Source organism: Ethanoligenens harbinense YUAN-3, from assembly GCF_000178115.2.
GTDB classification, from domain to species: domain Bacteria; phylum Bacillota; class Clostridia; order Oscillospirales; family Ethanoligenentaceae; genus Ethanoligenens; species Ethanoligenens harbinense.
This window is the reverse complement of sequence record NC_014828.1, coordinates 1174518-1188912: the sequence shown is the minus strand read 5'-3', so window position 1 is coordinate 1188912 and position 14395 is coordinate 1174518. Positions and strand designations below refer to the sequence as shown.

Sequence of the window (14395 nt, the reverse complement as noted above, 5' to 3'; positions counted from 1 at the left end):
AATGCAAGCGGAAAGCAAAATCATTCGCCTTTTTTGCTGCGCGCGGTGATGATCTTCTCCTGCACGCTCTTGGGCACTTCCTGATAATGATCGGGTTCCATGGAATACTGGCCGCGACCCTGCGTTTTGGAGCGCAGGTCGGTCGCGTAACCGAACATTTCCGCCAGAGGCACAAACGCCGTGATCTGCTGCATGCCGCTTCGGGCTTCCATACCCTGAATCTGGCCGCGGCGGGAGTTGATGTCGCCGATAACGTCGCCCATATACTCTTCCGGCACCACGACTACAACTTTCATCAGCGGTTCAAGCAGGACGGGATCGGCTTTCTTCATGCCTTCTTTGAACGCCATGGAACCGGCGATTTTAAACGCCATTTCCGAGGAGTCAACCTCATGATAGGAACCGTCATACAGCGTGACTTTCACGTCCACCACGCTGTAACCGGCGAGAATACCGCTCTGCATAGCGCCCTGAATACCGGCATCAACCGCCGGGATATACTCTTTCGGAATGGCACCGCCGACGATGGCGTTGATGAACTCATAGCCTTTGCCGGATTCGTTAGGCTCCATTTTGATCTTGACATGACCGTACTGGCCGCGGCCGCCCGACTGACGCGCGTATTTGTTATCAATATCGGCGGATTTACGGATGGTCTCTTTATAGGCCACCTGCGGCGCACCGACATTCGCTTCAACTTTGAACTCACGCAACATACGGTCGACGATGATTTCCAGATGGAGCTCGCCCATACCGGCGATGATGGTCTGCCCGGTCTCCTCGTCCGTATAGGTCTTAAAGGTCGGGTCTTCTTCCGCCAGTTTGGCCAGCGCGATGCCCATTTTTTCCTGGCCGGCTTTCGTTTTCGGCTCGATGGCCACACGGATAACCGGTTCCGGGAACTCCATGGACTCCAGAATGACCGGGTGCTTCTCGTCGCAGAGCGTGTCGCCAGTGGTGGTATTTTTCAGGCCCACCGCAGCGGCGATGTCGCCCGCGTAAACGGTATCCAGATCCTGCCGATGGTTCGCGTGCATCTGCAGGATACGGCCCATGCGCTCGTCGTTGTCCTTAGTGGAGTTATAGACGGTAGCGCCGGCATTCACCATACCGGAATAGACGCGGAAGAAGCAGAGCTTGCCCACGAACGGGTCGGTCGCGATCTTGAACGCAAGCGCGGAGAACGGCTCGTCGTCTGAAGCGTGGCGATCGGTCTCTTCATCCGTGCCGGGCACGACGCCCTTGATGGCGGGGATATCGGTCGGCGCGGGCATATAGTCGATGACGGCGTCCAGCAATTTCTGTACGCCTTTGTTTTTGTAGGAAGTTCCACAGGTGACCGGAACGATCTCATTGCTGATGGTTGCTTTGCGCAGTGCCTTTTTCAGTTCTTCTTTGGAGATTTCCTGGTTTTCCAGATATTTCTCCATGAGTGCTTCGTCGGTCTCCACAATGGCTTCGACCATCGCGTGGTGATATTCCTCGGCTTTCTCTTTCAGATCCTCCGGGATCTCCTCCACGCGCATGTCCTTGCCCAAATCGTCATAATAGACGTCGGCATTCATCTCCATCAGGTCGATGATGCCCCGGAAAGTATCTTCCGAACCGATAGGAAGCTGGATGGGCACGGCGTTGCATTTGAGCCGGTCGAGCATCTGATCGATACAGCCGTAGAAATCGGCGCCCAGGGTATCCATCTTGTTGATATAGACCATGCGGGGAACATTGTACTTGTTTGCCTGGTGCCACACCGTTTCGGACTGCGGTTCCACGCCGCCTTTGGCCGCCAGAACCGTCACCGAACCATCCAGCACGCGCAGCGAACGTTCCACCTCAACAGTGAAATCCACGTGGCCGGGCGTGTCGATGATGTTGATACGATGGTCTTTCCAGAAACAGGTGGTGGCGGCAGACGTAATGGTGATGCCGCGTTCCTGCTCCTGCTCCATCCAGTCCATCGTCGCCTCACCTTCGTGAACCTCGCCGATTTTGTGCGTGATGCCTGTGTAGAACAGGATACGCTCGGTCGTGGTGGTTTTACCGGCGTCGATGTGGGCCATTATGCCAATATTACGGGTCATTTCAAGAGAAACTTGTCTTGGCATAGCGTCCTCCTTTCGTTCTTCCTTCCATGATGCAAGGCTGTAAACAGGCGCTTACCACCTGTAATGAGAGAAAGCCTTATTGGCTTCAGCCATCTTGTGGGTGTCTTCCTTCTTCTTCACGGAGCTGCCGACATTGTTGATGGCGTCCATGATCTCGTTGGCAAGACGTTCACGCATGGTTTTCTCGCTGCGGGCGCGGGAATAGGTCGTCAGCCACCGCAGGCCCAAGGTCTGGCGGCGTTCCGGCCGCACTTCCATCGGCACCTGATAGGTGGCGCCACCCACGCGGCGGGCTTTGACTTCCAGCACCGGCATGATGTTTTCCATGGCGGCTTCAAAGACCTCAAGCGGGTCTTTCCCGGATTTTTCTTTGATGATTTCAAAAGCGTCATACACAATTTTCTGCGCGACGCCCTTTTTTCCATCGATCATGATGTTGTTGATGAGCCTGGTGACCAGCTTGGAATGATAAAGCGGGTCGGGCAGGACATCCCTCATAGAAACGGAGCCTCTTCTTGGCACTTCGCTTCCCTCCTTCACATAATGAATTCACAGGTACTCGAAAACGACGGACGAACCGCCCTTTCGCGGTGCGGCAAAGGCGTCTCGATACAAGGGATGAACAGACCGCCCTGTATATGAAAACTGCCCTGCTTGGCACTTGTAAAGTTCAAAGATTACTTCTTGGCCGCGCCGGCCGCCGCACCCGGTTTCGGGCGTTTGGCGCCGTATTTGGAACGGGCCTGCATCCGTTTGGCGACGCCCTGTGCATCAAGCGTGCCGCGGATGATGTGGTAACGCACACCAGGCAGATCCTTGACACGACCGCCGCGAATGAGCACAACACTATGCTCCTGCAGGTTATGGCCGATGCCCGGAATATACGACGTAACCTCGATGCCGTTGGTCAGACGCACCCTCGCGATTTTGCGGAGCGCCGAGTTCGGTTTTTTCGGGGTCATGGTCTTCACTGCCGTGCACACACCACGCTTTTGAGGCGATTCCTGATCGATGGCGACGTGCTTTTTGGTGTTCATACCTTTCAAAAGCGCCGGCGCCTTCGCCTTTTTGACGGAAACCTCTCTGCCTTTGCGCACCAACTGATTAAAGGTTGGCATACTGCACCTCCTCATAAAAATAGTTGCTCGTGGCGGAAACCCAAACGATTTCCCCACACGTGCAGGGGCAGCCGTGCTTTGCAACATGGCTGCCCACACAAGTAGTCATTATATCATGTTTTTTGTGAAACTGTCAAGTATTGCCCGAAAGGAAACCACCGCTTTTAATGAATATCCGGACCGGCCAACATGCATCAGGCTTCTTCGGACGGCTCGATATCCACATCACGGTAGCACTTCATTCCGGTGCCGGCCGGCACCAGCTTGCCGATGATGACGTTTTCCTTCAGACCGAGCAGCGGATCGACCTTGCCTTTGATGGCAGCGTCGGTCAGCACGCGGGTCGTTTCCTGGAAGGACGCGGCGGAGAGCCAGGACTCGGTGGCCAGCGAGGCCTTGGTGATGCCCAGCAGTGTCGCACTCGCGGTGGCTTCGCGCAGGTCTTTCTCGCCGGCCTCGATACGGGCGCGCACCTTGGCGTTTTCGGTCTCCAGCTCCGCGCGGTCAATCAGCACGCCCGGCAGCAGGTCGGTATCGCCCTCGTCCTCCACTTTCAGCTTGCGCATCATCTGGCGCACGATGACCTCGATATGCTTGTCGTTGATATCCACGCCCTGCATCCGGTAGACGCGCTGCACTTCCTGGATGAGGTAATCCTGCACGCCCTTGGTGCCCTTGATGGCAAGGATGTCGTGCGGGTTGACCGAACCTTCGGTGAGCAGATCGCCGGCTTTCACACGCTGGCCCTCGGCCACATGGATGCGCGAGCCGTACGGCACGGAGTAGGACCGGCTGTCTCCCTGCTCCGCATTGGTGACGGTGACGGAACGGCCGCGTTTGTCCTCATGCAGGCTGATCTCGCCGTCGATTTCGGAAATGATGGCCAGATGCTTCGGTTTGCGCGCCTCGAACAGTTCTTCGACGCGGGGCAGACCCTGTGTGATGTCCTCGGCGCTGGCGATGCCGCCCGTATGGAACGTACGCATGGTGAGCTGGGTGCCCGGCTCGCCGATGGACTGCGCGGCGATGATGCCCGCGGCTTCACCTACGCTGACCGCCTGACCATTGGCAAGGTTGGCGCCGTAGCAGCGGGCGCAGACGCCGTGCTTGGCGGCGCAGGTGAGCACCGAGCGAATCTTGATTTCCGTCAAGCCGGATTTGACGATCTTGGCCGCTGTTGCGTCGTTGATCATGGTGTCGCGGTCGGCCAGCACCTCGCCCGTGATGGGGTCGAGGATGTCCTCGGAGGGATAGCGGCCCACCAGACGGTCGGTGAGCGGCTCGATCATTTCGTTGCCGTCTTTGATGGCGTAGACCTCGATGCCCTCGTGCGTGCCGCAGTCTTCCTCACGGATGATGACCTCCTGCGAAACATCCACCAGACGGCGGGTGAGGTAACCCGAGTCGGCGGTACGCAGCGCCGTATCGGCCAGACCTTTCCGCGCGCCGCGGGAAGAAACGAAGTATTCGAGGATGTTCAGACCTTCGCGGTAATTGGCGCGGATCGGCACCTCGATGGTGCGGCCGGAGGTGTTGGCGATCAGGCCGCGCATGCCGGCGAGCTGGCGGATCTGGTTAAACGAACCGCGGGCGCCGGAATTGGCAAACATATAAATCGGGTTGAAGCGGTCGAGGTTGTCGTTGAGGGCGTTGGCCACTTTTTTGGTGGTTTCGTCCCAGATACGAATGACGTTGTCGAACCGTTCCTCGTCGGAATACAAGCCGCGGCGGAATTTCTTGAGCACGCCTTCGATCTTGGCTTCCGCCTCGTCGATCAGCGCCTTTTTCTGCGGCGGAATGGTGGCGTCGCAGACTGCGATGGTCAGCGCGCTGCGGGTGGAATATTTATATCCCTGCGCCTTGATGCGGTCGAGCACCGCAGCGGTCTGGGACGTACCGTGGATCTTAATGAGCTTTTCGATGATCTTGCCCAGTTCCTTTTTGCCGACCAAGAAGGTGATCTCCAGATCCAGCTCATGGCCTTCCACCGTGCGGTCCACATAGCCGAGGTCCTGCGGGATGGGCGTGTTGAAGATGACGCGACCCACCGTGGCGTCGATGATGCGGGTCATGGACTTGCCGTTCACCTTGCCGCTCACCCGCACCTTGATGGGCGCGTGCAGGCCGACCACGCCTTCGGCGTAGGCCATCAGCGCTTCATTTTTATCGCGGAAAACCTTGCCCTCTCCCGGTTCGCCCGGCTTGATAAGCGTAAGGTAATAGGAACCGAGCACCATGTCCTGCGTCGGCACCGTGACCGGGCGGCCGTCGGACGGTTTGAGCAGGTTATTCGCCGCCAGCATGAGGAAGCGTGCCTCGGCCTGCGCCTCGGTGGACAGCGGGACGTGCACGGCCATCTGGTCGCCGTCGAAGTCCGCATTGTAGGCCGTGCAGGCCAGCGGATGCAGTTTAAGCGCGCGGCCTTCCACCAGCACCGGCTCGAATGCCTGAATACCCAGACGGTGCAGCGTCGGCGCGCGGTTGAGCAGCACGGGATGCCCTTCGATGACCTCTTCAAGCGCGTCGAACACTTCATTCTTAGCGCGCTCCACCATCTTGCGGGCACTCTTGATGTTGCTGGCCGCGCCGGTCTCTACCAGGCGCTTCATCACAAACGGTTTGAACAGTTCCAGCGCCATTTCTTTCGGCAGACCGCACTGGTAGAGCTTCAGTTCCGGCCCGACCACGATGACCGAACGGCCGGAGTAATCGACGCGCTTGCCGAGCAGGTTCTGGCGGAACCGGCCCTGTTTGCCCTTGAGCATGTCGGAGAGCGACTTGAGCGGGCGGTTGTTCGGGCCGGTGACCGGACGGCCGCGGCGGCCGTTGTCGATGAGCGCGTCCACCGCTTCCTGCAGCATGCGTTTCTCGTTGCGCACGATGATGTCCGGTGCGCCGAGCTCCAGCAGGCGTTTGAGGCGGTTATTCCGGTTGATGACGCGGCGGTAGAGGTCGTTAAGGTCGGAGGTAGCGAAACGGCCGCCGTCGAGCTGCACCATGGGGCGCAGATCGGGCGGGATAACCGGCACCACGTCGAGGATCATCCATTCCGGACGGTTGCCGGAACTGCGGAATGCTTCGACCACTTCCAGCCGCTTGAGGATGCGCACCTTTTTCTGGCCGGAGGAGGTTTTCAGCTCAGCCTTCAGGCTGTCGCCCAGTTGGTCGAGGTCGATCTCCGCCAGCAGTTCCTTGATGCATTCGGCACCCATGCCGGCCTTAAAATCGTCCTCATATTTTTCCCGCATATCGCGGTATTCTTTTTCGGAAAGCAGCTGTTTTTTCTCAAGCGGCGTATTGCCGGGGTCCACCACGATGTAAGACGCAAAATACAGTACTTTTTCCAGCAGACGGGGAGAAAGATCCAGGATCAGGCCCATGCGGGACGGGATGCCCTTAAAATACCAGATGTGGGAGACGGGAGCTGCCAGCGCGATGTGGCCCATGCGCTCGCGGCGCACCTTGGCGCGGGTGACCTCCACGCCGCAGCGCTCGCAGATCTTGCCTTTATAGCGGATACGCTTGTATTTACCGCAATGGCACTCCCAGTCTTTGGTCGGCCCGAAGATACGCTCGCAGAACAGGCCGTCCCGCTCCGGTTTGAGGGTGCGGTAGTTGATGGTTTCCGGCTTTTTGACTTCCCCGTGGGACCATTCCAGAATCTTATCAGGCGAGGCAAGCCCGATCTTGATGGTATCGAAAACATTGAATTCCAAATTGCGCCGTCCCCTTCCCAATTCATGCCGGCTCATTGAACCGATCCGTGCATGCACGCGATTGCTGTGTCCGGCGCGGCGGCGCCGGGTAAAACCCGCGCACACCGCTGCCCTGTATGCTTCACCCTGCCGCTTCTGTCAGGCAGCGGGTGTAAAAAGACTGTTTATTCGTTGCCTTCGTCGTTATCCATGCCCAGCGAAGAGAAATCAATGGTCTCTTCGTCGGAGGACGCTTCATCCGCCTCCGGCTCGCCGATCTTGAAGCTCTCCTCAAACTCGCTGTCCACGGCAACGTCGGAGAACGCCTGATCGTCCACGCGCCCGAGCCCGATGTCGTCATCGTCAAAATTATCCTTGAGGTCGATTTCCTCGCCCGCTTTATCAAGCACCTTCATATCGAGGCCCAGCGACTGGAGCTCCTTGATGAGCACCTTGAACGCTTCCGGCACACCCGGACGCGGCACGTTCTGCCCTTTCACGATGGCTTCGTAGGTCTTTACGCGGCCGACCACGTCATCCGACTTGACGGTCTGGATCTCCTGAAGGGTGTAGGCTGCGCCATAAGCCTCCAGCGCCCAGACCTCCATCTCACCAAAGCGCTGGCCGCCGAACTGCGCTTTACCGCCGAGGGGCTGCTGCGTCACCAGCGAGTACGGGCCGGTGGAGCGGGCATGAATCTTATCATCGACCAGATGGGCCAGTTTGAGGAAGTACATATAGCCCACGGTGACGGGGTTGTCGAACTGCTCGCCGGTGCGGCCGTCGTAGAGGCAGCATTTGCCGTCCTCGCGCAGCCCGGCTTCTTTCAGGCACTCGGCGATGTCGCCCTCATGCGCACCGTCGAAGACCGGCGTCATGATTTTCCAGCCCAGCGCTTTGGCCGCGTAGCCGAGGTGCACTTCCAGCACCTGTCCGATGTTCATGCGCGACGGCACGCCCAGCGGGTTGAGCACGATGTCCAGCGGAGTGCCGTCCGGCAGGAACGGCATATCCTCCGCCGGCAGCACGCGGGAGACGACGCCCTTGTTGCCGTGGCGGCCGGCCATCTTGTCGCCCACGCTGATCTTGCGCTTCTGCGCGATATAGCAGCGCACCACCATGTTGACACCGGGGTTGAGTTCCTCGCTGTTCTCGCGGGTGAACACCTTGACGTCCACCACGATGCCATATTCGCCGTGCGGCACGCGCAGCGAGGTATCGCGCACCTCGCGCGCCTTTTCACCGAAGATGGCGCGCAGCAGGCGTTCCTCGGCGGTCAGCTCGGTTTCGCCCTTCGGCGTGACCTTGCCCACCAGAATGTCGCCCGCGTGCACTTCGGCACCCACGCGGATGATGCCGCGCTCATCCAGATCACGCAGCGCGTCTTCGCCCACGTTGGGGATGTCGCGGGTAATCTCCTCCGGCCCGAGCTTGGTGTCGCGGGCCTCAAGTTCGTATTCTTCAATGTGGATGGACGTATAGACGTCATCCATCACCAGATGCTCGTTGAGCAGGACGGCGTCCTCGTAGTTGTAGCCTTCCCACGTCATGAAACCGATGAGCACGTTGCGGCCAAGCGCGATCTCGCCCTGACTGGTGGACGGGCCGTCCGCCAGCACCTGCCCTTTGACCACGCGCTCGCCGTGGTGCACGATGGGGTGCTGATTGAAGCAGGTGCCCTGGTTGGAGCGTAAAAATTTGATGAGGTGGTAGTTGTCCAGCCGGCCGGAATCGGTGCGGATGATGACTTCATCGGCCGCCACGCGCTCAACTACGCCTTCTTCTTTGGCGAGCACGCACACGCCGGAGTCCACCGCAGCCTTGTATTCCATGCCGGTGCCGACGATGGGCGAATCGGTGCGCAGCAACGGCACGGCCTGCCGCTGCATGTTCGAACCCATGAGGGCGCGGTTGGCGTCGTCGTTTTCGAGGAACGGGATCATGGCCGTGGCGACCGAGACCACCATCTTCGGTGAAACGTCCATGTAATCGATCTTCTCGCGCTCGATTTCCAGAATCTCGTCGCGGTGGCGGGCGGCGACTTTCGGCCGCGCGAACCGCCCTTCTTCGTCGAGCGGTTCGTTGGCCTGCGCGACGGTGTATTCGTCCTCCACATCGGCGGTCATATAGACCACCTCGCTGCTGACGATACCGGTGACCTTATCCACTTTGCGGTAAGGCGCCTCGATAAAGCCGTAGTCGTTGATGCGCGCGAACGAAGCCAGATAGGAAATCAAGCCGATGTTCGGACCTTCCGGCGTCTCGATCGGGCACATGCGGCCGTAATGCGTATAGTGCACGTCGCGGACCTCGAAACCGGCGCGGTCACGGGAGAGACCGCCGGGACCGAGGGCGGAGAGACGGCGCTTATGGGTGAGTTCCGCCAGCGGATTGGTCTGGTCCATAAACTGCGAGAGCGGCGAGGAGCCGAAGAACTCCTTGATGGACGCCATGACCGGACGGGAGTTGATGATGGACTGCGGTGTGATGGTGTCGAGATCCTGCGACTGGAGGTTCATGCGCTCACGGATGACGCGCTCCATGCGGGAAAAACCGATGCGGAACTGGTTCTGCAACAGCTCGCCCACGCTGCGGATGCGGCGGTTGCCCAGATGGTCGATGTCGTCGATCACCCCGATGTCGTTGGCGAGATTGTTGAGATAATTGATGGAAGAGAAAATGTCGTCGATGATGATGTGCTTGGGGATGAGATCATCCATGCGCTCCTCAACGGCGGCTTTCAGATCGTCCTCGCCCTCGTGGGCCTCCAAAATCTCACGCAGCACGGAGAATCGCACTTTTTCACGAATGCCTACTTCTTCCGGGTCGAACGGCAGAAACGCGTCGGCGTCCACCATGCCGTTGGAAATCACTTTAACTTCGCGGTCGAACACCTGCACAAACGCGGTGTCCACGCCCGCGCGCTCGATCTCATGCGCCCGGGCGCGGCTGAGCGTTTCACCGGCGTCGGCAAGGATCTCGCCGGTGAGCGGGTTGGCCACCGGGCGCGAAAGGGTACAGCCCGTCAGCCGGTTGCCGATGGCCAGTTTTTTGTTGTATTTGTAACGCCCCACGCGGGAAAGATCATAGCGGCGCGGATCGAAGAACAACGCGTTGATGTGGGTCTGGGCGCTCTCCACCGTCGGCGGCTCGCCGGGGCGCAGTTTGCGGTAGACCTCCATCAGACCTTCTTCGATGGATTTGGTGTTGTCTTTCTCAATGGAGCTCTTGATGCGATCGTCGTCGCCGAAAAAGTCGAGGATCTCGGCGTCGGAACCAAGGCCCAGCGCGCGGATGAACACCGTGACGGGAATTTTGCGGTTTTTGTCGATGCGCACATAGAATACATCATTGGAATCGGTCTCATATTCGAGCCATGCACCGCGGTTGGGGATGACGGTGGCGGTGAAGAGCTTTTTGCCGGTTTTGTCGTGCTGCATGCCGTAGTAGACGCCCGGCGAACGCACGAGCTGCGACACGATGACGCGCTCCGCGCCGTTGATGACAAAGGTGCCGCTGTCGGTCATGAGCGGAAAATCGCCCATGAAGATCTCCTGCTCCTTAACCTCGCCGGTTTCGCGGTTGATAAGGCGGGCCAGCACACGCATGGGCGCGGCATAGGTGGCGTCGCGCTCCTTACATTCCTCAATGCCGTATTTCGGCTGATTTTCTATGGTATAATCTACAAAATCGAGCACAAGATTGCCGGTAAAATCGGTGATGGCGGATACGTCTTTAAAGACCTCCTTCAAGCCTTCGTCAAGAAACCACTGGTAGGAATTCTTTTGCACTTCGATGAGGTTGGGCATATCCAGAACCTCGTCGATATGCGCAAAGCTCATGCGCACATTTTTGCCAAGCTGCACAGGCTTCACATTCACCATTTATTCTACCACTCCATTCATTTAGTCGGCGGAAACCGCGCAAAAAACCGCCGCGGCACCCCGGATCGGATCGCCCGAAACAGGCGCCGTGCGGAAAAGAAAGCCCGCAAATGTATGCAGGACTATTGAACAATGAAAATGCATATGCTATAATCAAAACAGCAGTGATGCTGGAACAAGCAATGTTGGAAAAGCCATTAAGATACAGTACTATATTATACAACCACTTTTGGTGGCTGTCAATCCCTTATCTGCGTAAAAACGGTATAAATTTTATCAAACTGGTGTGCCCGCGGGAGAATTCGTTTTTCCCGCGGGCGTTTTTGCATCTGCCGGAAGCCGCCCCTTTCCCCGAGAAACCGCGGCGCCCCCATTCCGTCTGTAACAATTATACTTGACGCATGTGCACAGATGCTCTATGATAAGAACAAAATCTGCACCGTTTTGGTATAACTTTTTTAAGACCTGTTTGCGGTGCATCGCAAAGGCAAGGTGGAAGAATCATGGATGAGAAGTCGGATGTCAAGGAAACCTACGCCATCACCGGCATGAGCTGCGCCGCGTGTTCCGCGCGCATCGAAAAAAAACTGAACACGCTCGACGGTGTGACCGCCAACGTCAATCTTGCTACCGAAAAGGCCACGGTGGAATTTGACCCGGGAAAGGCCAACACCGCCCTCATCATCAAAACCGTCAAAAATCTTGGATACGGCGCCATCAAAGAGGACGCCGATTCGGCCGAAAAGGAACGGCGCGCGCGCGGCCGCCAACTGCGCAGCCTACAGGTCATGCTGGCGGTCTCCATCGCGCTCACTGTTCCGTTCGTCATCAACATGATCTTCGACCTGTCGGGCCGGACAAGCGTTTTGGCCGACCCCACGCTTCAGTTCCTTCTGGGCACGGCCGTGCAGTTCGGAATCGGCTGGCGGTTCTATAAGGGCGCGTTCCTGTCCGTCCGTTCGGGCAGCGCAAATATGGACGTGCTGGTGGCGCTGGGCACCACGGCGGCTTACCTGTTCAGCATTTACAACATCTTCTGGGCGATGCCTGCCGCCCACATGTCCGGCATGGCAATGCCCCACCTATATTTTGAAACCTCAGCGGTCATTATCACGCTTGTGCTGCTGGGCAAATTCTTTGAGGCTTCCGCCAAGAGCCGCACCGGCGACGCCATCAAGAAATTGATCGGCCTGCAGGCCAAGACCGCCCGCGTGCTGCGCGGCGGCAAGGAAACCGATATCCCTATTGAAGAGGTCGCCGCAGGCGACACGGTGCTCGTCCGGCCGGGCGAAAAAATTCCGACCGACGGCAGGATACTCGAAGGCGACTCGGCAGTGGACGAATCGATGATTACCGGCGAAAGCCTGCCGGTGGACAAGGCCCCCGGCGATACCGTCATCGGCGCGACCATCAACAGATTCGGCACGTTCCGATATGAAGCCACCCGCGTGGGCAAGGACGCGGCGCTCGCGCAGATCATCAAACTGGTGGAGGATGCACAGGGCTCTAAGGCACCCATCCAGAAAATTGCCGACAAGATTTCCGGCATCTTCGTGCCGGTGGTACTCTGCATCGCGCTGGCCTCGTTTTTGCTGCATTTCCTCATCACACGCGACCTCACATCTTCCCTTATCAGCGCGGTGGCCGTGCTGGTCATTGCCTGCCCGTGCTCGCTGGGCCTTGCCACCCCCACCGCCATCATGGTGGGCACCGGCATCGGCGCATCCGCGGGCATCCTGTTTAAAGGCGGCGAATACCTCGAAACTGCGGGTAAAATAGGCGCCGTGGTGTTGGACAAAACCGGCACCATCACCAACGGCCGCCCCGAAGTGACCGACATCGCCGCGTTCGGCATCCCCGAAGCCGAGGCCCTGCGGCTGGCCGGCATCGCGGAGAAAAATTCGGAGCACCCGCTGGGACAGGCCATTGCCCAGGCGGCTTCCAAAAAAGAAGAGCTCCCCCACCCCGACGCGTTCGAAGCCGTACCGGGCAAAGGCGTATCCGCCACGGTGGAAGGAAAAAAACTGCTCGTAGGCACCCGCGCGCTGCTGCGGGAAGCGGAACTGGACATTGCGGCGGCGGAACCGATGATGGAACGTTTTGAAAAAGACGGCAAGACCGCCATGCTGCTCGCGGACAGCGACCGTGTGCTCGCCGTCATTGCGGTGGCGGATACCATCAAGGAAGGCTCCCGGCGGGCGGTGGAGCAATTGGGGCAAATGGGCGTGGAAGTCTACATGCTCACCGGCGACAACGCCCACACCGCCGCGGCCATCGCCCGGCAGGCCGGTATCGCCCATGTGGTGGCCGAGGTGTTGCCGGAAAACAAAGCGGCAGAGGTTGAAAAACTGCGCAAACAGGGTAAAATAGTAGCCATGGCGGGCGACGGCATCAACGACGCGCCCGCCCTTGCCACCGCCGACATCGGCATCGCCATGGGCACCGGCGCCGACGTGGCCATCGAAGCCGCCGACATCACCCTGATGCGCGGCAATTTGGAATCCATCCCGCAGGCCATTGAGCTTTCCCGCCGCACCATGCGCAAGATCCGGCAAAATCTCTTCTGGGCGCTGTTTTACAATGCGGTGGGCATCCCGTTTGCGGCAGCCGGGTTCCTCAACCCGATGATTGCGGGCGCGGCGATGGCCTTCAGTTCCGTTTCGGTCGTCACCAATTCCCTCAGCCTGCGGCGCTATAAACCCGCTGCCAAATGAACATATACCCGCCTGCTCATCCAGGCAGACAAGAAGGAGGCTTTCTATTATGAAGATCGCAGAAGACATCACGGTCAATGGCATGAGCTGCAAGCACTGCGTCAAAGCGGTAACGGAGGCGGTCAAAGCGCTGGACGGTGTCAAAAAAGTCAAAGTGAGCCTGGACGAAAAGCGCGCAACGGTCGAATACGACGACCAGACCGTCGGGCTTGACGCCATCAAAGCCGCTATCGAAGAAGCGGGCTACACCACCGAATAAAAACCGTCCTTGCACACAGGATATAACTGAAATTTCCCAGGAAAATGTGGTATACTGGATATCATACAAGGAAAAGGAGCGGACAATTATGCTGAAACCTGAAATCAAGGCTCTGATCGAAGATCAGATCAATTATGAATTTTACTCCGCTTATATCTATCTTGGCATTTATGCCTATTACGCCGACAAGAACCTCAACGGGTTTGCCAACTGGTTCCAGATCCAGACACAAGAGGAGCGCGACCACGCCATGCTGCAGATCCAATATCTGCTCAACAACGGCGAAGCGGTTCATTTCCCGGCCGTCGCGGAAGTCAAATCCGACTACGAGTCGTTCCTCGCGCCGCTGAAAGCGGCCTATGCGCACGAATTGGTCGTGACCGAGCGCATCCATAACATTTACGGCGCCGCGCTGGACGCCAAGGATTTCCGCACCACGCAGTTCTTCGACTGGTTCGTCAAGGAGCAGGGCGAGGAAGAGAAGAACTTTGAGGACATCATCAAGAGGTTTGAACTCTTTGCCGGCGATTCCAAAGGGTTATACAACCTCGATGCCGAACTGGCCACGCGCGTTTATGCGCCGCCCACGCTTGTGCTGTAAAACCACACGCCAAAAAGCC

Annotated in this window: 8 protein-coding genes; 3 read left to right on the top strand and 5 right to left on the bottom strand. The window is 58.3% G+C overall.

What is annotated here, in order from left to right; genetic code table 11:
* Positions 1–20: 20 nt before the first annotated feature.
* From fusA to rpoB, 5 genes are all read right to left on the bottom strand, one after another.
* Positions 21–2105 (bottom strand): elongation factor G, encoded by a 2085-nt coding sequence (fusA, locus tag ETHHA_RS05450; RefSeq protein ID WP_013484987.1) that lies wholly within the window; start codon positions 2103–2105, stop codon positions 21–23.
* 51 nt (positions 2106–2156) lie between these two features.
* Positions 2157–2627 (bottom strand): 30S ribosomal protein S7, encoded by a 471-nt coding sequence (gene rpsG, locus ETHHA_RS05445; RefSeq protein ID WP_013484986.1) that lies wholly within the window; start codon positions 2625–2627, stop codon positions 2157–2159.
* A 155-nt stretch (positions 2628–2782) separates the two neighbouring features.
* Positions 2783–3223 carry a 30S ribosomal protein S12 gene (rpsL, locus tag ETHHA_RS05440; protein ID WP_013484985.1) on the bottom strand — a complete coding sequence of 147 codons (441 nt, stop codon included), beginning with the start codon at positions 3221–3223 and terminating at the stop codon, positions 2783–2785.
* A gap of 194 nt (positions 3224–3417) precedes the next feature.
* Positions 3418–6975, bottom strand: coding sequence for a DNA-directed RNA polymerase subunit beta' (gene rpoC, locus ETHHA_RS05435; protein WP_013484984.1), 3558 nt, complete (start codon positions 6973–6975; stop codon positions 3418–3420).
* Between the two features lie 128 nt (positions 6976–7103).
* Positions 7104–10802, bottom strand: a complete 3699-nt coding sequence (gene rpoB, locus ETHHA_RS05430; RefSeq protein ID WP_013484983.1) for a DNA-directed RNA polymerase subunit beta — start codon at positions 10800–10802, stop codon at positions 7104–7106.
* Between the two features lie 503 nt (positions 10803–11305).
* Between rpoB and ETHHA_RS05425 the strand changes: the two genes are divergently transcribed.
* The 3 genes from ETHHA_RS05425 (at position 11306) to ETHHA_RS05415 (ending at position 14376) form a co-directional block, all read left to right on the top strand.
* Positions 11306–13516, top strand: a complete 2211-nt coding sequence (locus ETHHA_RS05425; protein ID WP_013484981.1) for a heavy metal translocating P-type ATPase — start codon at positions 11306–11308, stop codon at positions 13514–13516.
* Between the two features lie 49 nt (positions 13517–13565).
* A complete protein-coding gene (locus ETHHA_RS05420) occupies positions 13566–13775 on the top strand; it encodes a copper ion binding protein (RefSeq protein ID WP_013484980.1) in 210 nt (69 codons plus the stop codon).
* An 88-nt stretch (positions 13776–13863) separates the two neighbouring features.
* Positions 13864–14376, top strand: a complete 513-nt coding sequence (locus tag ETHHA_RS05415; RefSeq protein WP_013484979.1) for a ferritin — start codon at positions 13864–13866, stop codon at positions 14374–14376.
* The last annotated feature ends 19 nt before the right edge of the window (positions 14377–14395 follow it).

What these genes read in the sequence shown, in the direction of transcription:
- fusA (WP_013484987.1), bottom strand. Translation starts at nt 2,105, where the DNA reads ATGCCAAGACAAGTTTCTCTTGAAATGACCCGTAATATTGGCATAATG.
- rpsL (WP_013484985.1), bottom strand. Translation starts at nt 3,223, where the DNA reads ATGCCAACCTTTAATCAGTTGGTGCGCAAAGGCAGAGAGGTTTCCGTC.
- rpoC (WP_013484984.1), bottom strand. Translation starts at nt 6,975, where the DNA reads ATGAGCCGGCATGAATTGGGAAGGGGACGGCGCAATTTGGAATTCAAT.
- rpoB (WP_013484983.1), bottom strand. Translation starts at nt 10,802, where the DNA reads ATGGTGAATGTGAAGCCTGTGCAGCTTGGCAAAAATGTGCGCATGAGC.
- ETHHA_RS05425 (WP_013484981.1), top strand. Translation starts at nt 11,306, where the DNA reads ATGGATGAGAAGTCGGATGTCAAGGAAACCTACGCCATCACCGGCATG.
- ETHHA_RS05420 (WP_013484980.1), top strand. Translation starts at nt 13,566, where the DNA reads ATGAAGATCGCAGAAGACATCACGGTCAATGGCATGAGCTGCAAGCAC.
- ETHHA_RS05415 (WP_013484979.1), top strand. Translation starts at nt 13,864, where the DNA reads ATGCTGAAACCTGAAATCAAGGCTCTGATCGAAGATCAGATCAATTAT.